Below are 21,752 nucleotides of genomic sequence, written 5' to 3'. Positions count from 1 at the left end.
AGGATATGGTGCGTTTCTACCGGCGGACGTACCAGACATACCACGCGTATCAGTCACCTAACGGGGCGGCACGCTCTCTGAACGATGAATGCATCAGCCTGACGAACGCGCATCCCGCCTGACGGTTTGCCTCGCCCTGCGCCAAGGAATGATATGACGATACCGACGCTTGCCCAGCGACCTGCGGTCCTTGCCGCTAAAAGACAACTCAAGATGGCGCGATCTACCCACGCCTACGTCAGGGGCAATACCGTAAAATTCTACGAATGGCTCGAGGCATCGCCCGCATCGCGTCGCGTTCCGGAAGGGCCTGCGATCTGGATTTGCGGTGACTGCCATCTCGGCAACCTCGGTCCGATCAACGATGGCGGCGGACGAATCGCGATTCAGATTCGTGATCTGGACCAAGCCGTCATCGGCAACCCGGCGCACGACCTGATTCGTCTCGGCCTGTCGCTCGCAACCGCCGCGCGCGGCTCGGACCTGCCAGGCGTGACGACGGCGCACATGATCGAGGAGATGGTCACCGGCTACGCCAGCGCGATGGCCGATCCGGCGAACAGCGACGCGGGGCCGGAACCCGATGCCGTCCGCAGCGTCAAACGCAAGGCTTTGGGGCGGCGCTGGCGTCACCTTGCCAAGGAACGTTTCGCCAGCCGCGAACCGATGATTCCGCTTGGCGACAAATTCTGGCCGCTGGAAGAGGTCGAACGCGACGCTCTGGCCGCGCTGGTTACCGAGCCGGAGGTGGCCGCCCTGGTGCTGTCACTCGACCGAAAGGATCGCGACCGCACCGTACGGCTGGTCGACGCGGCCTACTGGATGAAGGGATGCAGTTCGCTCGGGTTGTTGCGGTTCGCGGCCTTAGTCGGGCTGAAGAACGCGAAGGGGCGATCGGACTATGCGCTGATCGACCTTAAAGAGGCTACCGCGCCCATCGCGCCTGCTGCGAAGGGCGCAAATATGCCAGCCGACCAGGCAACGCGCGTCGTCGAAGCGGCGCGAGCGCTGTCCCCCCATCTTGGTAGCCGTATGGTAGCGGCCCGTGCACTCGATCGCTCGCTGTTCGTCCGCGAACTGTCACCCCAGGACCTGAAACTCGAGGTCGAGCAATTCAGCGCCGGACAGGCCGTCAAAGCAGCCCGATATCTCGCCTTCGTCGTCGGCAAGGCGCATGCGCGTCAGATGGACATGGGAACGCGTCATGCCTGGGCGGACGTCCTCGACGCCGACCGTCGTGGCGCGATCGAGGCGCCGAACTGGCTATGGGAAAGCGTTGTCTCGCTTGCTGGTAGCCATGAAGCCGGGTATCTCGACCATTGTCGCCGATATGCGATGCGCGCATGATCCGCACGGACGGGTCGTCAACAGGCTGTATTCAGGCAATAAAGGTTTTACGGCCGCTATGCCGCTATAATTGCATAGGTCGACCTTAAATAAAAAGAGGTCTTGATTTGACCTACTTACGCGTCGTTTCGTGAAATTTACGTCGATTGTACTGGTTTTTACCAAAGAGTAACCAAACGCTAAACGTTAGATGCTACTAGGTTTCGATGTTCGTCTCACTCACCGCGCGTATCGCCGCGATCGGCCTCGTTGTCCTTATCGCGCTGGCGTCCCTCGCCGGATTGCTTGCCGATGCGTCGTACCAGGCAAGCCAGAACTTTCACTGGGCTGCGCATTCTGCGGGCGTGATCGAGACGACCGAGGCGGCCCTTGGCGATTTGCGCGAAGCGGAGTCGGGGCAGCGCGGCTTTGTGATCACGCACAATCCCGCCTACGCCCAGACGTTCGCCGACCGCGTGGACAGCGCGACGCGAACCATCGCCAAGGTCGTCGACCACACCGACGACAATCCGTTGCAGCATGCGCGCGCGCAAGAAATCGCATCGCTGATGAAACATCGCGTCACTTCTCTGCTGCAGCCTCTCGACCTCGCTCGCCGCGGCGATTTTTCCGGTGCGAGTGCCGTGATCGGCAGTGGCCGCGGGCGGGAAACGATGGATGCCATTACCGTACGCGCCAAGGGTTTTCTCGACGACGAACGTGCGCTCCAGACTATGCGACAGGACGCGGCGGTCCAGCGTCTCCAAAGCGGCAAGATATTGGCCATCGTCGGTGCGATCGCCGTCGCGCTGCTCGTCATTGGCAGTTTCGCGTTACTGGTGCAGGGAATCCGCCGTCCGCTGGATGCCATGATGCAAGCGATGACTGCGCTGGGTGATGGTGAACACGAAGCCCGGCTCGACACGGCGATGGGATCGCGCGAATTCGACCGTCTCGCGATAGAATATAATGCGATGGCCGATCGTCTCAGAAGCGCGGTTGCCGACCAAGGCTCAAGCGAACGGCAGTTGCAGATCGTGAACGCGGAACTCGAGCAGAATACCACGACACTGCGCGAACGCGGTGACGTGATCGAACTGCTGGGCGGCATGGCGCATCGCATGCAAGCCGCGCGTACCGACGACGAACTGGCGCAGATCATCCGTGTGTTCGTGCCTCAGGTCCTCCCCGGCATCCCCGGCGCGCTCTACGCGCACAACAACTCGCGCAACTGCCTCGTACCCGTCGCCAACTGGGGCGGTATTACCGTATCGGGCGACGGTTTTTCACCCGAACTATGCTGGGCGCTCCGACGCGGCCGGAGCCACAGCGTCGTGGAATCCGGACGCGACATCGTCTGCGCGCATGTCGCCGAAGACGAGATCTATCATTGCGAGCCGTTGCTGGCGGGCGGCGAAGTCATCGGCGTGCTCTATCTGCGCGGTCGGATCGAAGCCGAGAACCGCTTCCGGATGAGCGTCCTGACCGAGAACATCGCCTCGGCGCTGGTCAATCACCGCCTCCAGCGATCGCTTCGCGAGCAGACGATTCGCGATCCGCTCACCAGCCTGTTCAATCGCCGCTACATGGAAGAGGCGTTGAAGCTGGAGATCGCACGGGCATCGCGATCGGGTAGTCCCCTTAGTCTCGTCATGTGCGACATCGATCATTTCAAGCGGTTCAACGACGAGTTCGGCCATGACGCCGGTGACGCCGTACTGCAAACCGTTGCCGCGGAGATGCGCAGCCTGTTCCGCGATGGCGACGTGGTCTGTCGCTTCGGTGGGGAGGAGTTCACCATCATCGCGCCTGGTACGACGCCGGACGCACTCGCCGGGCGTGTGGAAGTCGTGCGCCAGGCCATCGCCGAGTTGAACGTTCGCCATGGCAATCGCACGTTGGGCTCGACCAGCATGTCGTTCGGGATCGCTACGTGGTCGGACGCCATGGCACGCGACGGCTCGACACTGATCCAGGCCGCGGACATGGCGCTTTACCAGTCCAAACGTGATGGTCGCAACCGCGCCACGATCAGCTTGCTCGCAGCCTGATTCCGCAGCCCGAGTGCTGCCAAGGCTTACCGAATCGTGACGATCGCCTGATCCGAGGTGCGACCGGCCGTGTCGACGAGGCGAAGGCGGTGGCGGCCGGGGCGCGCGAAGAACAGCAGTTGCTGGGCGGCGGGGCCGAGGTCGCGGTTGTCGAGGAACACATGATGCGCGCGGACGTCGCCGGTGGTCTCGATCGCGAGGCGCTGGCGGTCGGCGGGGATGTCGGGATCGATCGCGTAGACGCTGCCCGAGGCGGGGTTGACGATCCGCGCGCGCCGGGCGGTGGCCGGCGCTGCGGCGATCAGCGACTGGCCGGTGCCGCGGAGGAAATACTCGATCCGTGGCTGCTCGATCGCATCGGCAAACGCGATGCGGCGGCGCTCGACGCCAGCGGGCATGGGGGGCCCGCGTTCGTCGTCGCGCCCGAGGGCGAGCATTACGTCGCGCCACACCGGCGCCGCGCCGCTCGTGCCCGAGACCGCGCGCATGGGATCGCCCTCGACGTTCCCGACCCAGACCGCGACCGTGTAGCGGCGCGAGAACCCGACGCACCAATTGTCGCGCATGCCTTTCGAGGTGCCCGTCTTCACCGCGGTCCAGAACGGCAGGCGCAGTGCCGAGTCCAAGCCGAAGGTGGCGGCGCGGGCGTTGGGATCGGCCATCATGTCGGCGACGATCCACGCAGCGGCGGGAGTCGTGACCGGGCGTGCGGCGACGCGGGGCGCGTCGGCGGTGAGGCGCAGCGGCGACCAGCGGCCGCCGTTCGCGAGTGACCGGTACGCGTCGGCCTGTTCGAGCAACGTCACCTCGGCCGATCCGAGCGCGAGGCTGAACCCGTAATAATCGCCGTCCTCGACGAGCCCACGATAGCCCGTATCCCAGAGCCGATCGCGGAACGGTTCGACCCCGACCAGCAGCAGCGTCCGCACCGCAGGCACGTTGAGCGACCCCGCCAGCGCGCTGCGCACCGACACGCGCCCCTTGAACCCGCGATCGTAATTTTGCGGCACGTAGAGCCCCGAGGCGGTATCGAGTTGCACAGGGGAGTCATCGAGCACCGACGCCGGGGTCAGGTATCCGCGCTCGATCGCCTGCGCGTAGAGGAACGGTTTCAGCGTCGACCCTGCCTGGCGATAGGCGTTGGCGGCATCGACTGCCGGCGCGGTCGACGCGCCGCCGATCCCGCCGACATAGGCGAGGACATCGCCGCTAACATTGTCGATCACCACTGCGGAACCGTCGCGCGCGCGCGATCCGCCAAGCCCGAGCAGTTGGCGACGCAACGCGGCGGCGACCGTGCGCTGGAGCGCGGCATCGAGCGTGGTGGTGATCCGCAGGCCGGGCTTGGTCAGCAGGCGATCGGCGAGATGCGGCGCGAGCCCCGGATCGAGCGCGAGCGTCCGCACCGGGCCAAGCATCGACGCGGCCTCGCTGGCGAACCGCGCGCAGTCCCCTGCGCCACCCAGGCGACACGCTCGCGCGGCAATGCGAGGGGCAGGCGCCTGTGGATCGGGGAGCAACGCGGTCAGCAGCAGCGCATCGTCGCGCGCCATCGCCGCGGGGGTCTTGCCGAACAGCGACAGCGCCGCCGCACCGATCCCCTGCGCCTCGCCGCGGAACGGTGCGAGATTGAGATACGCCTCGAGGATCTGGTCCTTGCTCCAGGTCATCTCCAGCGCTCGGGCCGCGCGCATCTGGCGGAGCTTGTCGCGCCAGCCGCGTGCACCGGGCATGGCGAGCGTCGGCGACAGGAACGCGGCGACCTGCATCGAGAGCGTGCTGGCACCCCTGCCCCGCTCGCCCCTCGCGCGCGCGCCGACCGACCCGAGGATCGCCAGCCAGTCGACGCCACCATGGCTGCGGAAGCGGGCGTCCTCCGCTGCGACGACGGTGGCGGGCACGACCGGTGCGATCTGGTCGAGCGGCACCCATGCCAGCCGCCGCGCGGCGAAATTGACGCGCGCGCTGTCGATCAGCACGCCGTGGCGATCGTACAGCCACGCCTCCGACGGTTTCCACGCAGCACGCACCTGCGCATGGCCCGGCAGGGGCGGCGGGAACGTCACCCAGTCGAACCCGACCGCGGCGAGGATCAACATCAGCAATCCGGCGAGCGCCGCGCGCTGCTTCATCGATCCGCGACGACCATCGTCTGGTTCGGCACCGCCGCGCGAATTGCGGGCGAATACATCGCCTCGACCCGGCTAGGCGGCATCTGGAACCGGCCGGCGCCGTTGAGCCGCACCGTGTAGGATACGGTGGTGGTCCCCTTGGGCAGCCAGGCGAAATAGGCGCGCCACGTATCGCGCCCGCGTTCGACATAGCTCGGACCGCCGCCCTCACCATCTGCCGCGCCGCCTTGCTGGAGCAGTTGCGACTGGCCGCCGAGATCGCCGATCACGGTCGCGCCGGCGGGCACCGGATCGCTGATCGCGACCCAGTTGCGCTCGGCGGTCGCCTCGACCGACAGCGTCACGCGGAGCACGTCGCCCGTCGTCAGCCGCCCTGTCGTACGCGCCTGCACGACGTCGACTTTTCGCGTCAGGCGATAGCCGGCGAACAGCGGTTGCCGCAGCGGCACCGCCGCCGAGATCGACACGGTCGCCCACGGCCCCGCCCCGCCGCCTTGCGCCAACCGCAGCGGTCCGGCGGCGGCGAGCGGGAACGACACCGTTCGCGCCGGTTCCGCCAGCGGCCAGCCACGCGCAACGCTACGCCCAGCGTAGGACAGCATTGTCGTCCCCGTGACCGCCTGCGCCGGATACACCTGCGCGAACCGCCGCGCGGCGATCGCCCCCCAGGCGTTGGCGGTGGTCGTATCCCAATGCCCGCGCGACTGGCGCAGCGCCGTGCCGACCATCAGGCGCGGCGCATCGCCCTGCCAACCGGGTCGTCCGAGCACCGCCGCGGTCGCCTTGTTCGCCGCCTCGTCCGCCGACGACATCAGCCACCACGACGCGTTGGCCGAGTCCGACAGATCGAGCCGCGTGCCCTCGAACACGAGGCGCGTGCGCAACACCGCCTCGGCCTGCGCTTTCGCTTCGGTCGCCGCGCCGGGAATCGCGGTCAGTGCGGTGATGTAGTCGGCGAGGCTCGCGGTCGGCATCTCGGCGGGCGTCATGCCGATCTGGCCGAGCATCGCCGAGGTCGCCTCACCCTGCCGCGCGAGCGCCGCTAGCGCCGCGACCTTGGTCAGGCGGACGTCGCCGTAATCCTCGTGTCGCAAACGCCCGTCGAGCACCGCCTTCATCGCCTCGATCATCCGCGCGCGCTGCACCGGCGGCAGCGACAGGTTCGCCGCGCCCGTCATCGACAGGACATAGGCGGTCAGCGCCTCCGACCCCTGCAGGCTGTCACCGGGAAAATAGCGCAGCAGGCCATCCGGCGCCTGATAGGTCGGAATCTCGCCCGCCAGCGCCGCCCAGCCTGCCATGTCGCCAAGCACGACGATCCGCGACAGCCGCTGCTCGAAACAGTTGAACGGATAGCGGCTCATGTACGCGCGCACGCCTGCCAGCGACGGCGCCAGCGTATCGGCGAGGCGGATGTCGACGCTGCCACGACCCGGCAGCGCCCCCATCGGCGGCGCGATCGGGATCAGCGTATTCTCCCCGACCTGCGCGAGCGTCGCCGCCCAGATCTCGGTCGGCACCGCCGGGATGACGTCCTGCGTCACCGTCACCTGATCGGTCGCACGGCCGTCGTTGCTGCTGGCACGCACCGTCCAGCGCAGCGTATCGACGCCCGCAGGCGCGGTGAGGTTCCACGCCACCGGTGCCGCACCACCCGCGGGGATGGTGACGGTCAGCGGCTTGCCCTGCGCGATCCGCGGGAAGACATCGACGTTCGCAGTGACGGTCATCGCGCGGTCCGATCCGTTGCGCAGCGTAAAGCGCGCACCGTAGAAATCGCCCGAACGGACTAGCGGCGGCATCCCGGCATACAGCGACAGATCCTGCGCGGTACGGATGTCGGTGCTGCCGGTACCGAACGCCTGCGCGCCATCGGTGGCGATCGCGACGAGCTTGAACGACGACAGCGCGTCGGATAGCGGCACGGACACGCGCGCACGCCCTTGCGCATCGAGCGGGACATGCCCCTTCCACAACAGCACCGGCTGGAAATTCTCGCGGTTGAGCCCCGACAGGTCCCCGCCGCCACCGCCGCCACCCGCTTCGAGCGCCTTGCGGCCATAATGCCGTTTGCCGACGACCTGCATCTGCGCGGTCGCGGTCAGAACGGACAGCGGGCGATCGCCCATCATCGCGTCGAGGATGTTCCAGCTGTCGTTCGGCGCGAGTTGCAGCAACGCCTGATCGACCGCGGCGAACGCGACATCGGCCTCGCGCGCCGAGCTGCCGTCGGGCTTCCGCACTTGGATCGCGACATTGGCCGTCCCCCGCGGGGCGTAACGCTCCCGGTCCGCCTTGACCGCGACGGCGAGCGTATGGCCTTCCCAGCCGACCTTCACCTTGGCGATGCCGAGGCGGTAGGCGGGCTTGGCGAGATCGACCAGAGCGGTCGGTTCGGCGGCGTCCTCGGGCGTATCCGACAGCCCCAGCGTCCGCGCGATCCGGTGGATCCAGCTCCAGAACCCGCTCTCGACGCGGCCGCGCACGACCAGCACCGAGACATAGACGTCGGGCGCATAGGCCGCGTCCATCGGCACCTCGATCACCGGATCCTTGCCCGACAATTCGGTGACGAAGCTCGACAACACGCCCTCGCGCTCGACGCTGACCAAAGCGGTCGCCGAGCGGAACGGCATCCGCACCTGGAACCTTGCGGTCTCGCCCGACGCATAGGTGAGTTTCTCGGGAACGACGTCCATGCGGTCGCCATTGTCGCCGCCGAACCACCAGTCGTCGTTCCCCGCGAGCCACACCGACTTCACCGCGCGGGCGACGTTGCCGTCGGCGTCGGTGGTGGTGACGACCGCGTAGATCTCGCCCGACACGCCCGGATCCGCCTTGCACTGCGCAAGCCCCTGCGCATCGGTGGTGGCGCTGCACGAGGCCGACAACTTGGTCGTCCGCATCCGGTTGTCATAGGCGTAGAACCCGCCGATCAACCGCCGCCGCGCGGTCAGGATCTGGCGGCTATAGAGCACGACGGACAGCTTCTGTCCCTTGATCGGCTTGCCGTCGGTATCGAGCGCGACGAAGCGCAGGCGCAGATCGTCCGCGCGCATCATCCAGCCATCGGTGGCGACGCCGAGCTGCACGCCCGAGGCATAGATCGGGATCGACTTCGAGGCGGTCAGGGTTTCGCCGTTGGCGTCGCGGTAATCCATTTCGATTTGCATGTCGGTGGTGCCGGGGAGCGTCTGCGGCATGTCGATCGTCATGCGGCGGGTGCCGTCGCTGCCGAGTGTTGCGGGTAGCATCTGGGTGGGTGGGAGCGGCGTCTTCGCATCCTCGCCCTCGCCGTCGAGCGGCTTGACGCCCTCGGTGATCGGTTCGCCACCGAAGCTGAACTTGTCGTAGCCGACAGGCGTCGCACTGTGCGCGAACCAGCCGATGCGGACGTCGACCGGCAGGCCGGGGGCGCCGCCGCCCGAGAGATAGCCGGCGAACAGATCGAGTTGCGCGGACCGCGGCTTGACGAGCGCGGTCTTCGGCCCGGTGACGCTCGCGCGCATCGTCGGCAGGCGGTATTCGTCGACCTTGAACGACTGCGCGGATTCCTTGGTTTCGTCTCCAACCACGAAAACGAGGTCGTAATCCCCCATCGGCGCGCCCTTGGGCGCGGTCCAGACCGTCTCGCCGGTACCGTTCGCGCCGATCGTCACGGGCATTTCGAACTGCGTGTCTGAGCCGCGATGCAACAGCCGCAGCGTACCGGTAAAGCCCGGCGCCAACGAGAAGCCGCGCGCGTCAGGGCGGCGCAGGATATGCTTCATGTGGATCGTCTCGCCCTGGCGGACCAGCGCGCGATCGAACACGGTGTGGATGATGTCGGTCGCCGCCGAATAGCCATAGGACAGGTCGAAATCGAACGGCCGGATGCCCTCGCCCCAGTCGGTCAGCGTGAAGCTGAAATCGTCGCCGGTACGCGCCGAGATCATCAGCGGATGCGGCGAGCCCTCGCCCTTGCAGCTGCCATAGGTCTCGGGTTCCGGCAGCCCGCGCGCGACCATCAGCCCGCCGCTCTTGTCGGTCGCCCCGCGCGCGAGCGGCTTGCCGGTGCAGCTGTCGCTGACCTGCACGACCGCGTTCGCCACCGGCTTGCCCGTCGACAGCCGCGTGACCCAGGCGAGCGAGCGATCGCGCCCCCATTCGAAATGCACGGCGAGATCGGTGACGAGCGCCGCGCTCGCGACGTAGCGCGGGACATTGCGGCCGAGCAGCGCACGCCCCAGCGTCGGGCTGGCGAGTTCGACGACGTAGAAGCCGGGCTTGCCGAGCGGCAGGCCGACGACCTCGAAATCCTTGCCCTTGCCCGGCAGGTCGAGCTTGAACGGATCGCCCGCCCCGCCACTAACCCCGCCGCCCCCGCTCCCGAACAGCAGCGGCTTCTCGCCGGTATGGTTGATCTGGAGCGGCTCGGCCCCCTTGCGCTCGATCGTCTGGTAGTCGGTCTTGCCCGCCTCCTCGACGCGCCTGAGCCACGCGGCGATCTCGCCATCGGTGCCGCCCACGCGCAGCCGCTGGCCACCGATGCCCGCGGTCTGCCCTTGCAGCGACGGCTCGACGTTGCGCACGGTGACGGGCAGCACGCCACCCTGTTTGGCCTCGAGGATCCCGAAATCGGCCGCGAACTTTACCAGCGGAGGGGCTTCGTCGAACTTCACCTCGACCGGGAAGCGTTCGCGGTTGGCGAGTATCCGGCCGCTTTCGTCCTTGAGGTCGGCGGGGATCGACACGTTGCCGCGCGTCGCGACCGGCAACGGTGCGGCGAACGTGACCTGCTCGATCGTCGCGCGGGTCTTCTCCTCGTCGCTGAACACCGGCGCGATCGACTTGCCGTCGGCGAGCGTCAGGCGGACCTGCGTCGCCGCACTCATCGGCACGGGCGCGGAAAACCGCAGATACGCCTTCTCGACCGGGCTGCATCCCGCAGCGGTGTTGACGCGCGAGCATTCGAACCGCGCGGTGAAGGGTTTGCGGACGGTGAAATCGAACCGCTGGTTGGCGCCGGCGAGCTTGCCGCCTGCACTGGCGATGTTGCTCCCCCAGACAAGAGCCATGTCGCGGCCGGGCGGCAGGGGGCGCCGGCATTTCAGCGCAGTGATGCCGGCGAGCGCGCGCTGGCGCGATGCGGTGTCGGCGGGAACCGTCTTGGGCAGCCCGGCGCTTTCGAGAAAATTGGTGACCGAGTAGTTGCTTCCCAACCCGGTGAGCAGCTTGCCCGGCAAATCTGGCGCGAGCACGTCGACCGCGATCTTCTCGCCGATCCCGTCGACCGCGCAATAGGCGTTGGCGGCGATCGACGCACGGGTCGCAAGCATGTTCGCGGCGACCAGGAACACCTGGTCCTCCTCGATATCGCCCTCGCCGGGCAGCACCGCGCGGGCGATCGGACCGCCGGCATCGACGGTGAAGCTCTCCGTATCGACGCCGTAGCCCGCCGCGCTCTTGAGGCCCTCGCGCGTTGCGAGCGTACAGCGCGTGCCGCCCGGCAAGGGCTGCCCGAAGTCCCAGACATAGGTCTGCTGATCGACCCAGCGCCCCTCGCCTAGCACCGCGCACTCGACCTTCAGCGGCGAGGCAGCGCGCGGATCGCCGAGCGGGACGATCGCGTCGCTGAACCGCACGGTAAAGCGCGTGATCGCGCCGTCCGAGATGTTGGGCGTGGCAAGCGTGACGTGTGGCGTATCGCCCCCGAACGCGGCAACCGGCGCGACGACGATCGCTAGCGCCGCCCACAGTCTCGCAAATCGCATGCCCGCTCTCCCCGCCAACAGAATAGGGGCCGGGAGGCGCTAGTCCAGACTTAACCTCACACCGTTGAAGGGCATTATAGCCGGATGGACGTGGACCAGACGATCGAGCAGGCGCATCTGCAAACAGTCATAGCACGCAGCCCGCGAGACAGCAGGTCGGCGTCGGATGGTCAGCGTCGGGTTGTCAAAAATCACGCTGGCCTGCATCGGCGGTTGCAGCGGAACGCCTGCAGCGCCCGCTGGGGAAATGCGCCTTGCCGCAAAGCGTGGCAACGATCGCGGGAGCTTGTACGTTTTGGAAAAGCTTCGAACGTCGGTTTGCGTGCAGCGAAAGGAATTTCAATGAACAACGCCTTGCGACCACTCGCCTATGCGTTTGGCGTGGCGGCAATGCTTGCGACCGGGCTGGCCGACGCAACGCCGAACGCGTGGGGTCGGTACGTGAATGCTCGATATCGATACGCGATCTGCTACCCGGCGGTGTTGAAGGCGCAGGCAGAAGCGCCCAACGGCGACGGCCGTGTTTTTCGTGCTGCGGACGGTGGGACGCTCACCGTGTTCGGCCGCAACGACGTGCTGAACGGCGGGATCGACGCTACCGCGAAGGAGGTCGCGGCTGATCTTGCCGGTCGAGGAGGTCGAACGACCTATGCTGCGGGACATGGCAATTGGCGCGTCGTGTCGGGTGCCGATAGAGCCGGAACGATATTCTACGGCAAGGTGCTGAAACGCGGCGACCAATTGGCAATCTTCCAGTTGCGATACCCGAAGACGGCCAACCGGTATCAATCGATCGCTGCCCGGATGGGCGCATGTTTCTCCATGCTCAAATAGGCTATCGCGAGACTGCGGCCGGCGCGTTGTAGCGGTACAGGTCCCGGCTGCGCATGATCGTCTTGAGCAATGTTCCGTAGTGAGTGTCGGTGGCGTAGCGCCCGGTTAGTGCGTCGGCATAGGCGTCGGGATCATCGCTATGGCGACGCGCTTCGCCATAGGCTCGGTGCGTGGAGAGCAGCCGGCCGTGCGCTTCGAACGCCTCGGCCAGGGTTGCGAACTTTCGGAACGGTGCGCGGATGTGGAAGGATCGGCCGCTGCGCGTCTCCTCGCGCGTGCGCACCGTGACCGACGGCTGCCCCGCCGCCGCCTTGATCCCGAACGGGTTGTTCGAGCCGGGGGGCATATGCCGTCCCTCGCCGCTTTCAAGTATCCACTGGGCAATGCTGATCGAGGCGGGAACGTGCCAGCGCTGTTCCGACTGCCGGGCCGCATCGATCACCTCGATGGGGGGCTCGCGGCCAGCACGCCGGGCCGGTACGGCGTGCGATACCGGTCGCGGCGTGGGTGGTAGGACAGCACGCGGTAGCACCGGCGGCGGCGTCGAGGTCGCGCGGGGTGCAGCGCGCAGCACGGGGCGCATGGCGTTGAGCAATCGCAAGGTGGGCCCATTCGGGTCGATGCGTCCGTCGGAGCGCGGTCGACCGACGAAGCGGTGCTGCGCCTCGGCGATCGCACGAAGCGTTTGGGTCCCGCAGATCCCGTCCACGCGCAACGGCCGCGACGACCACGCGGATCGCCGGATGTTGAGCAGTTGCTGGACCGCCCGCACATCCGTCGACCGATTGGCGCCGCCCCGGCCGACCGCTCCGCCGATCGTGACATTAGGATAGCCCGACATGTCCCGTCTACCGCGACGACGCCGCCGGGCGGCCGTCGGTCCGAGCGTCAAGACGCGTCCACTGCCCGTTTACCTTGGTTTCGACGTGACCGTCATAACGCCGCAACAGCGTGAAGCCGTATTGTGCATAGCCCGAGAATCCACGTTTGAGCGCGGCGGAGATGCAGGCGTCGCGGCTGCGGACCCCAACATCCTGCCAGCGACCTTCCTTGAAGCGGCGACAAAAGGCGGATGCCTTGGTCGGCGTGGAAACCGAAGATGCTTCCGTTCCGACGGGGGTCGTCCGCTGCACCGGGTAACCGTCGGCGATCGGCGTCGAGGACGTGCCTGGCAATCCCCGACCGTTTCGTGTCTGGACAGTCGCTGGCAAGAAGATCCAGGACACCATCACGGGCCAGTTCTTCCGAACGGCAAGGCTGCGGTAGCGTTCGATGCTGGCTCCCGCCGACGCCGCCGGCAATACCGGTAACGAGGACGCGCCATCGACAACCGCGAGAACCGCGTCTCCCGGTTCGTTCGCGCAAAACCGTATGCGGTATCGTCCCGCACCATTTTGTCGAACCGTCCCACGCCGATCCGCGGACCGTGCCCATTGCTCCGCGCTGCCCGAAACGAGTGTTCGCGGCTTGCCCGACGGCGAGACAAACACCAGCGTCGCCGTACGCGCGTCGACCATGCCGTCGATCGTCGCGGTGGTCGCCGTGCCGCCGTTCCTCCGGCACAGCGCGGTTCCCCGGCGCCGGTCGGCGTTGGTAGCCGCAACGATCGACAAGGGCGGAAGCGCGCTGCCGATCGGCGCGGATTGCGCAACCAGTGCGGAGGATTGCGGCAGCGTTGCAGAGGGCGTTACGGGCGGCATCGGTCGAACCGACGCGATCGCAGGCCGTGATGCGGGAATGGCAGGCGCCGGCTTGGGTCGAGACGGCTGAGAGCCCGTGCCGGGCCACGCCAGCCAGACCAGTACCGACGCGACGATAACCGTGACGAGCGTGGCGACCAGTCTCTTGTCGACCGATCGAACCGGCCTGGACTTGGGGCGGCCTGCGCGTTCCAGCGTGGCGGACGGCGCGACCTTCGGGCCGGCTGGCGGCTTGGCCGATGGCGCGGCCGGCGTGGCAGCGAGTGGGGCGGCAGGCGTCGCGGCGCGGACGATCGGTGCGCTATCGAGTGCTCCGACTACCGCATCCATCGATGCGGGACGCTCGGCCGGGTCCGGCTGCAGCATGGCGCGGAACAGCGGATGCAGACTATCGGGCAGCGCGGCCAGATCGGGCACGATGGATCGGCGCTCCATCGCCTCGGACATGGTCCGTCCCATGTCGATCGGTTCGGACCGCGCGAAGGCGAGCAGGACGAGCGCGGTGCTGTAGATGTCGGTCCACGGACCGATGCGGTTGCCGTATAGGCCGAACTGCTCGGGGGCTACATAACCGAGCTTTCCGGCGAACCCCTCGATCACGACGGTCCGATCATCGGGCTCGACATATTTCGCGATGCCGAAATCGATGATCTTGGCCTCGTCGATCCGCCCCCCGGGGAGCAGGATGTTGTCGGGCGACATGTCGCGGTGGACGGCGCCGAGCTCGTGCGTGACTCGCAGTCCGCCCGCCAGCCGCCGGATCAATCGCGCGACTTCGTCAGGCCCCGGAACCTCGCCGTGCAAGCGCGCGGACAGCGCGTCGCCGTCGATGAAGTCGGTGACGAGATAATGCACGCCGAGCGTCGCATCGCGCGCGAACACACGGTACTGAGCGACTGCCGGGTGGGCGACGCGGATCAGCAGTCGCGCTTCGCTGCGGAACAGCGACAGGATCTTCGGGTCTTCGGAAAGCCGCGGCAACATGACCTTGATCGCCACCAGCTCCTCGGTCTCGACATTGCTGCCGAGATAGACGTCGCCCATGCCGCCACGCGTCAGGAACCGGTCGATCCGGTAGATGCCGTTCAGGATGGTGCCCGCGCTCAACCCGAACGCTGCCGCGATCGCCGGCGAACTCTCACGCGGATCGCGAACCCCGCTGTCCATCTATTCGGCCGCTTCCGCTCGAACCGTCTGTGGTCCGTCCGTCTCGATCGCGCGGAAGGCGAGTTCGTCGTCGTCGACCCACAGCGCGATCTCGGCAGGAAGGTCGCCGAGCGCCTGCGCACGGAGCACCATCGTCGACAGTTCCGGCAAGACGTCACCCGTCAGGATCGCATCGATCATGCGCCCCCCCGATGCCGACTCGCGACAGCGCGACACGATCAGATCGACGACCGCCTCGTCCCAGCGCAGCCGGATCACGTGATTGTCGGCCAACCGCCGGGCAATCCGCCCAAGCTGGAGGCGGACGATCGCGGTCAGCGTGGCAGCATCGAGCGGCCGATAGGCGAGCACCTTGAGACGACCGAGCAGAGCTGGCGGAAAGGTCTGCAAGAGGTCGTCGCGGATCGCGTCGGCCAGCCCCGGCCCGTCCGGCGCAGTGAGATCGTCCGCACACAACGCCGCGATCGTGTCGGTGCCGATGTTCGAGGTGAGCAGGATCAACGTGTTGCGGAAGTCGATGAAGCGCCCTTCCGCATCCTCCATATAGCCCTTGTCGAACACCTGGAAGAACATCTCGTGGACGTCCGGGTGCGCCTTCTCGATCTCGTCGAGCAGGACGACCGCATAGGGCCGCCGCCGCACCGCCTCGGTCAGCACGCCGCCCTGGCCGAAGCCGACATAACCGGCCGGCGCGCCCTTCAAGGTCGAGACGGTATGTGCTTCCTGGAACTCGCTCATGTTGATCGTGATCAGGCTGTCGTCGCCGGAATAGAGAAGTTCGGCAAGCGCGTGGGCGGTCTCGGTCTTGCCGACGCCGGATGGTCCGCAGAGCAGGAACACACCGACCGGCTTGACCGGATCGTCGAGCCGGGCGCGGCTGATCCGGATGCGGCGCGCGATCGCGTCGAGTGCCGCGTCCTGGCCGACGACGCGCTCCTTCAGGCGGTCTTCGATCACCAGCGCGGCGGCGATGTCGTCCTTGACCATGCGGCCGACGGGGACGCCGGTCCAGTCGGCGACGACCGCTGCGATGGTGTCGGCATCGACCTCGCCGAAGACCATCGGCTGATCGCTGCGCAACCCGCGCGATGCGGCGATGGCGTGGTCCAGCGCTGTGCCGGTGGCTTCGTCGTCCCCGAGTGCGTCCCTCGCCGCGTGGATTGCCGCGACGGCATCGCGCTCGGCGCGCCATTGCGCCTCTGTCTCGACCAGCGTGGCGCGGGCGAGTTCGAGCGTCTCGGCGAGCGGTGCCGCCGCGGCGCCGTCGGCGTACCGCTGGCGCTGTTCGCGTTCGGCCGCCTCCAACGCCGCCTCGACACGGGCGATCTGGCTGCGGGCGTCCTCGACGCGCGCGGGCGTCGCGTGCTGCGACACGCCGACCCGAGCCGCGGCGGTGTCGAGCAGGCTCACGGCCTTGTCAGGAAGCTGGCGCGCGGGGATGTAGCGCTGCGACAGCCGCACCGCCGCGTCCAGCGCCTCGTCGAGAATGGTCACGCCGTGATGCCGCTCCATCAGTTCGCGTACCGAGCGGAGCATCGCCACCGCCGTCTCGTCGTCGGGTTCGCCGACCGCGACCGGCTGGAACCGGCGGCTGAGCGCGGGGTCTTTCTCGACATATTGGCGGTATTCGGCCCAGGTCGTCGCCGCGATCGTCCGCAGGCGACCGCGGGCGAGTGCGGGCTTGAGCAGGTTCGCCGCGTCGCCGGTGCCTGCCTGCCCCCCAGCGCCGATTAGCGTATGCGCCTCGTCGACGAACAGGATCACCGGCTTGGCGGCGGTCTCGACCTCGTCGATGACCTGCCGCAGCCGCTTTTCGAACTCGCCCTTGACCCCCGCCCCCGCCTGCAGGAGGCCGAGGTCGAGCGCGTGGAGCGACACGTCGGCGAGCGCGGGCGACACGTCGCCATCGGCGATACGGCGTGCGAGACCCTCGACGATCGCAGTCTTGCCGACGCCCGCTTCACCCGTGAGGATCGGGTTGTTCTGGCGACGACGCAGCAGGATGTCGATCATCTGCCGGATTTCCGGGTCGCGCCCGACGATCCGATCAATCTCGCCGGCGCGGGCGCGGGCGGTCAGATCGACGGCATAGCGCGCGAGTGCCTCGCCGCCCGCGGTCGGCGCCGCAGCGGTGCCGCCAGTTGTCGCGCTATCCGCAGCGGCTGCGGACATCGTCCGCTCCGTGCTTCCCTGGACCAGCGTCTCGAACCGATCGACGACCGTATCGGCGGACAGGCGCCGGAACGTCTCCGAGATCGCGAACAGATGCTCGCGCAGCCGCGGGGTCTTCAGGATCGCGACGAGAAGATGCCCGGTACGCACCTCGCCCGCGCCGAACAGCAGCGACGCGTAGAGCCAGCCACGCTCGACCGTATCCTCGATCTGCGGTGCGAAATCGCTGACCGCCGTGGCACCTGACGGCAATCGATCGAGCGCCGTCACGATATCCGCGGACAGACGCGCCTCGTCGAGGCCACATTTCTGGATCAACGCCGCCACGTCGGTATCGCGATCCTTCACCAGCATATGCAGCCAATGGACGAGTTCCACGTAGGGGTTGCCGCGCAGGCGACAGAACCCCGTTGCGCTCTCGATCGCACGGGTCGCGGCGGGGCCAAGCTTCCCGAACAGCACCTGCCGTCTGATATCCGTCATGCCGGTTCCTTCCGTTGCGATTGCGTCATCGTCCGCGCGCCGGCGCCGAGCCGGATATCGGCGCGCGAGCCGGTCTTCGATCGCGATCCGAGCCACCCGGTCCATCCGAGCCGGGAGCCGCTACCGAGCCGAGCGGGCCGCATCGCGGCCGGCAACGTCTCGATTTCGACGTCCCAATCGAGATGCGTCGGCACGAAGGCCGCGATCGCCTCCTCCAGCAACCGGTGGCGACCGCCGCCCGGCAACAGCGCGATCACCTCGCGGTGGCTCCCGGCGGTGACCGTCACGCGAAACGCGTCGGCGACCGTGCGGACACGTCCGCCTGCCAGCGCCTCGCGACCGAGCACCATCATGCCACCGCCAAGCGTGGAACGATCCTCCGGCTCGAGGTCGCGCCAGCGCGGCATGAATTCGGTGAGACGAACCGGCATCCGCATCAGATCGGACAGTGCGTCTGCGATACCCGCCGGGCTGCGCGGCGTGATGAACACCGGTGCATATCTGAGCCGCGCGCGCGCCGGGAAGGCTGAATCGTCGGTTGCGCCGTCCTGCGCGCCCGACAGCGCCGCGATCCGGTCGGCGGCGTAATCGTCATCGGGGCGATCGCCGCTCGCGGTGGGCGACGTGCTCGCCCAGGCGCGATAGAACAGCTGGAGCATCCGTCCGGCGATGACGTCGAGAAAGCCGTTGAACGGGCGCTGCTTCGAGTAGCGCCGTTCATACGACGCGAACTCGCTGATGTGCAGCGGTAACGGCGCCATGGGCCCGGTCAGGCCAAGCCAATGCCCCTCGACGCGCGCGCGCTCGTCGTCCACCGCGATTCCTTCGATGGTAGCGGCAGGAAAGGCCAGCGACGGCGTCTGGGCAATCTCGACGACGTCTTGCTGCGGCAGCCGCGCGGTACCGATCCGCGGCAGCGCGCGCGCCCGCGCCTCCGCACCGCGCAGCAGCTCGAACGGGGCGAGTGCCTGCACGCGCTGGGCGCCAAGACGCAGGTACGTCAGATGGTCGGTCGACGACCGAGCCTTGCTGGCCATTGCGTCACGCCCTCCCTTCCCGTGGTTTCGAGTGCGGTTTCCGTGAAGCTGTTGATCGAGGCGAACTCGGCAAGAAACCGATCGATCACCGCGCCGAACAGCACCATCCGGCCATTGTCGAACCCGGCCTCGTCGAGACCCAGGTGCAGGCGCTGGCCTCGCACGAACGCGCTGGGTCCCGCACCCGGAGCGCGCCGCGATACTGGTTCGGCACGTACCGTTTTGACCGCCTCGACCTGGCGCCGAGCGACGGCATCCTCGGGCCGCGCATACAGCGCCAGATGATGGCGCAGTGCGCCCGCGTCGCATTCGTCCGTGCCGCGGCCGGCAAAGCCGAACTGGTTGGGTGTCAGATGCGCGATCACTCGCCACGCCCCGTCGTTCAAGCCGAGCGGCGCACGCGGCGGCGTCGGCGGCCGCAGCATGGTGATGCCGCTGACCGCCACGCCGTCGATCGAGAAGGCGGTGCCGCGACCGCGGCCCATCCGTTCGGGCAGATCGCGGTTGGTGACCAGTGCGCGGATCGACAGTTCGTGGATGTCCTCCGTCCTGCTCGCGCGGGCGGGTGCAGATACGCTGATCCACGTTTCCGTGCCGACATAATCGGACCGTCCATTCGCCCGGCGCTCGCGTGCGGGGAGACGTCGCGGGGTCAGGCGCGTGGCGTAGAACAAGGCGTCGCTCCAATCGTACGACAACCCGGCAAAATCGTGCATCGGCACCACCGGCAGAGTACCACCGTCACGTCGGTGCGCGCGGACGTCGAGCAACCGGTTGACCTCGAAATCGAGAGGGCGCGTGCGATCGGCGATCGTCAGCCGCTCATGATCGAATGCAGTGACGGCGACCCGGTCGAGCTGCTTCTCGAACAGGTTGACCGCCGGAGTCGCGTACAGCCGCAGGTTGGCGGCGGTCACCGATCCGACGAGCGCGGTGGCGCGGCGGCGGAACAGGATGACCACGTCGCATTCGGTCGCCTCGCCGCACGCGGCGAAGCGGCGAGCCAGTCCGTCGAGCGCAATGAACAGGAACCGTTCGGGACAGGCGAAATATTCGGACAGCAGGCGGTATCCGCGATGCGTCCGTCCGTCGCTGGGAATCAGCGCGCACTCCTCCTCGAAGCCATGGGCACGCGGCAGGGGCAAATCCGCCGAAGGAGTCCCGACGCTGTCGGCAGGGCGCAATACGACCGACACCGCATCCGCCACCAGTTGCCGGTACAGCTCGCCCGGGATCGCCTGTGACCCATCGAGGTAGAGCGGTAGCGGACCGGGCGCGAGCTCCGACAATTTCGCGCCGCCCGTCGCGGTCAGGCGGATCCGAAGCCCGGCCTCGGCACCCTCCCCGGCGCCCCTGCCCCCAGCGTCCTGGCCCCCAGCGTCTTTGCCGAGGAACGGTGCCAGCGATGCGCGCGACGGGAGGTACTCCGCCTGGGACAGTTGCAACGGCCAGAGCGTCACGTCGTGCCCGGTCCGGAACGTCACGGTCGCGCCGTCCCGTTCGCCAGCGAGCGCATTGAGGTGACTCAGCCGCGGGATGTCGATGCCATCGGCCAGCGCGCCGTCATTCTCGCGCGGTTCGAACGCCACCACGCACATCGACGGCGTCGGCGCGAGGTAATTGGGCTGGAGCGCATGCAGCAGATGCTGGGTGAAATCGGGAAACTGATCGCGCAGCTTGAGTTGCACGCGCGCACCGAGAAACGCGACGCCTTCCAGCAGCCGCTCGACATGGGGGTCGACTTCGGCGGGGGACTGCAGGCCCAGCCGGCCCGCGACCGTCTGATGCTCTTCTCCGAACTCGCGCGCGGCCTCGCGCAGGTAGACGAGTTCGTCGTTATAGGCCTGGAGAAGACGCGGATCCATCAGCCGACCCTCAACGATACGCTGCCGGTGTCGATCTCGACCTCGGTGCGCAGTTCGACCGGCACCATGTCCGCAAGGTCCCCGCGGATGACGAAGCCGACGCTGTTGGGACGATCCGGATCGACGTCGACCTCGACGTCCAGGCTGCCATGATCGATCCGCGGCTCGAACCGGCCGATCGCCTCGCGCATGTCGCGCGCGCGCTGCTGCAGTTCCTGGCGGTAGAGCATCTTGCCGGTCAGGTCGCCTAGACCGTAGTTGAGCGTCGACAGCGCGACTTCGGGATACGCGGAAAGGTCGGCGACGGCGGCGAGATTGGTGGTGTTCAGCAACCAGTTCAGCTCGCGCAGCAGTGTCGCCCGCAACGCCTTGTCACCGAACCGATCGAGCCGTGGCACGGCATAATGCCGGAGCGCGCGGTCGAGATTCTCGACGTCGGAATCGTCGCGTAGCCCGTCGAGCGCGAGATCGCCCACCAGCTTGTCGAACAGCGTCGGTTGCGGACCACTCACGCGGTGTTCTCAAAGCGGAGGTGGCGAAACTCGAGGATCGGCACGTCATGTCCGGTCGAGGTCGTCCAGATCCGCTGGCCGACCCCGTGGATGCCGCCGCCATGCTCGCGCCATTCGGTGCGTCGAGCCAGCCGCAGCATGGTATCCGCTTCGGCGGCGGTGCCGGGGTAGGTTACGGGCAGCAGCGCGGCGAGCGCGCTGCCGTCGCGCAACCGGATCTGCGCGGGCAACCAGACCAGGTCGCGCAGGTCGACGGGGCCCTCGGTGTCGATCGAGAGGATGGTCGCGAACGGGATCAACCTCCTCGTACCACCGACGACCGCCTCGAGATTCGGGCCGAACCGCGTGTCGCCGTCGAACAGGAAATTGAACCGCTGGCCGTCAACTTCGCCCGGCGTATCCGGCGCGTTGGTAAAATCGGCTTCCGCGATCTCGCCGTCGCGCGCCTTCATCGCCTCGATCGCCTGCGCATAGGCGCGTGCGAGCATCTGTAGATCGGGAGATTGACCGCCCAGCACGCGGAGCTGCGCCTGTGCGCGGTCCCAGTCCGCGCCGACGCAGAGGACCTGGAACAGGACCATGCGGGTATCGCGATCGCCGGGTGCGGCACGCAGGCGCGACGCCAACGCGGCCACCGCGCCGGACAGGTCGCCGGCGCGGACAACGGCCTCGATCTCGGGGCCAGCCAGGGTCGAACGCGTCATACGAGATCTTTCAGCG

Annotated in this window: 12 protein-coding genes; 3 read left to right on the top strand and 9 right to left on the bottom strand. The window is 67.6% G+C overall.

The features are described from left to right. Positions 1 to 153: 153 nt before the first annotated feature. Together AC1ME3_RS14410 and AC1ME3_RS14405 are read left to right on the top strand one after the other, a co-directional pair. Positions 154 to 1,347, top strand: coding sequence for a DUF2252 family protein (locus AC1ME3_RS14410; protein ID WP_480953686.1), 1,194 nt, complete (start codon positions 154 to 156; stop codon positions 1,345 to 1,347). A 206-nt stretch (positions 1,348 to 1,553) separates the two neighbouring features. After that, complete coding sequence (locus AC1ME3_RS14405) at positions 1,554 to 3,377, top strand: diguanylate cyclase (protein WP_480953685.1); 1,824 nt, start codon at positions 1,554 to 1,556, stop codon at positions 3,375 to 3,377. Between the two features lie 26 nt (positions 3,378 to 3,403). Here the strand turns inward: AC1ME3_RS14405 and pbpC are convergent, their stop codons facing one another. Together pbpC and AC1ME3_RS14395 are read right to left on the bottom strand one after the other, a co-directional pair. Further along, positions 3,404 to 5,509, bottom strand: a complete 2,106-nt coding sequence (pbpC, locus tag AC1ME3_RS14400; RefSeq protein ID WP_480953684.1) for a penicillin-binding protein 1C — start codon at positions 5,507 to 5,509, stop codon at positions 3,404 to 3,406. Continuing rightward, positions 5,506 to 11,262, bottom strand: coding sequence for an alpha-2-macroglobulin family protein (locus AC1ME3_RS14395; RefSeq protein ID WP_480953683.1), 5,757 nt, complete (start codon positions 11,260 to 11,262; stop codon positions 5,506 to 5,508). Before AC1ME3_RS14395 ends, pbpC begins: the two co-directional genes overlap by 4 nt. 342 nt (positions 11,263 to 11,604) lie before the next feature. On the opposite strand from AC1ME3_RS14395, the gene AC1ME3_RS14390 reads away from it, so the two are divergent. Next, positions 11,605 to 12,096 carry a hypothetical protein gene (locus AC1ME3_RS14390; RefSeq protein WP_480953682.1) on the top strand — a complete coding sequence of 164 codons (492 nt, stop codon included), beginning with the start codon at positions 11,605 to 11,607 and terminating at the stop codon, positions 12,094 to 12,096. 1 nt (position 12,097) lies between these two features. On the opposite strand, the gene AC1ME3_RS14385 is transcribed toward AC1ME3_RS14390, so the two are convergent. Genes AC1ME3_RS14385 through AC1ME3_RS14355 form a run of 7 tightly spaced genes read right to left on the bottom strand, consistent with a single transcriptional unit; the run spans position 12,098 to position 21,736 of the window. After that, a complete protein-coding gene (locus AC1ME3_RS14385; protein WP_480953681.1) occupies positions 12,098 to 12,937 on the bottom strand; it encodes a glucosaminidase domain-containing protein in 840 nt (279 codons plus the stop codon). A 7-nt stretch (positions 12,938 to 12,944) separates the two neighbouring features. Beyond that, positions 12,945 to 14,963, bottom strand: a complete 2,019-nt coding sequence (locus AC1ME3_RS14380; protein ID WP_480953680.1) for a serine/threonine-protein kinase — start codon at positions 14,961 to 14,963, stop codon at positions 12,945 to 12,947. Continuing rightward, positions 14,964 to 17,618, bottom strand: coding sequence for a type VI secretion system ATPase TssH (tssH, locus tag AC1ME3_RS14375; protein ID WP_480953679.1), 2,655 nt, complete (start codon positions 17,616 to 17,618; stop codon positions 14,964 to 14,966). It lies immediately after the preceding gene. Next, positions 17,615 to 18,655, bottom strand: coding sequence for a type VI secretion system baseplate subunit TssG (gene tssG / locus AC1ME3_RS14370; protein ID WP_480953678.1), 1,041 nt, complete (start codon positions 18,653 to 18,655; stop codon positions 17,615 to 17,617). The genes tssH and tssG overlap by 4 nt, the downstream gene beginning before the upstream one ends. Continuing rightward, complete coding sequence (tssF, locus tag AC1ME3_RS14365) at positions 18,619 to 20,520, bottom strand: type VI secretion system baseplate subunit TssF (protein ID WP_480953677.1); 1,902 nt, start codon at positions 20,518 to 20,520, stop codon at positions 18,619 to 18,621. Before tssF ends, tssG begins: the two co-directional genes overlap by 37 nt. Continuing rightward, complete coding sequence (locus AC1ME3_RS14360) at positions 20,520 to 21,032, bottom strand: type VI secretion system baseplate subunit TssE (RefSeq protein ID WP_056488967.1); 513 nt, start codon at positions 21,030 to 21,032, stop codon at positions 20,520 to 20,522. Before AC1ME3_RS14360 ends, tssF begins: the two co-directional genes overlap by 1 nt. Then, positions 21,029 to 21,736 carry a type VI secretion system accessory protein TagJ gene (locus AC1ME3_RS14355; RefSeq protein WP_480953676.1) on the bottom strand — a complete coding sequence of 236 codons (708 nt, stop codon included), beginning with the start codon at positions 21,734 to 21,736 and terminating at the stop codon, positions 21,029 to 21,031. The genes AC1ME3_RS14360 and AC1ME3_RS14355 overlap by 4 nt, the downstream gene beginning before the upstream one ends. Positions 21,737 to 21,752 lie beyond the last annotated feature (16 nt).

The organism is Sphingomonas sp. BL2 (assembly GCF_056680015.1).
The sequence above is the reverse complement of the archived record's forward strand: the minus strand, read 5'-3'. Positions and strand labels throughout refer to the sequence as shown.

Bases quoted from the DNA above. Each gene is read 5' to 3' on its own strand.
- AC1ME3_RS14410 (WP_480953686.1), top strand. From the start codon at position 154: ATGACGATACCGACGCTTGCCCAGCGACCTGCGGTCCTTGCCGCTAAA.
- AC1ME3_RS14405 (WP_480953685.1), top strand. From the start codon at position 1,554: ATGTTCGTCTCACTCACCGCGCGTATCGCCGCGATCGGCCTCGTTGTC.
- pbpC (WP_480953684.1), bottom strand. From the start codon at position 5,509: ATGAAGCAGCGCGCGGCGCTCGCCGGATTGCTGATGTTGATCCTCGCC.
- AC1ME3_RS14395 (WP_480953683.1), bottom strand. From the start codon at position 11,262: ATGCGATTTGCGAGACTGTGGGCGGCGCTAGCGATCGTCGTCGCGCCG.
- AC1ME3_RS14390 (WP_480953682.1), top strand. From the start codon at position 11,605: ATGAACAACGCCTTGCGACCACTCGCCTATGCGTTTGGCGTGGCGGCA.
- AC1ME3_RS14385 (WP_480953681.1), bottom strand. From the start codon at position 12,937: ATGTCGGGCTATCCTAATGTCACGATCGGCGGAGCGGTCGGCCGGGGC.
- AC1ME3_RS14380 (WP_480953680.1), bottom strand. From the start codon at position 14,963: ATGGACAGCGGGGTTCGCGATCCGCGTGAGAGTTCGCCGGCGATCGCG.
- tssH (WP_480953679.1), bottom strand. From the start codon at position 17,618: ATGACGGATATCAGACGGCAGGTGCTGTTCGGGAAGCTTGGCCCCGCC.
- tssG (WP_480953678.1), bottom strand. From the start codon at position 18,655: ATGGCCAGCAAGGCTCGGTCGTCGACCGACCATCTGACGTACCTGCGT.
- tssF (WP_480953677.1), bottom strand. From the start codon at position 20,520: ATGGATCCGCGTCTTCTCCAGGCCTATAACGACGAACTCGTCTACCTG.
- AC1ME3_RS14355 (WP_480953676.1), bottom strand. From the start codon at position 21,736: ATGACGCGTTCGACCCTGGCTGGCCCCGAGATCGAGGCCGTTGTCCGC.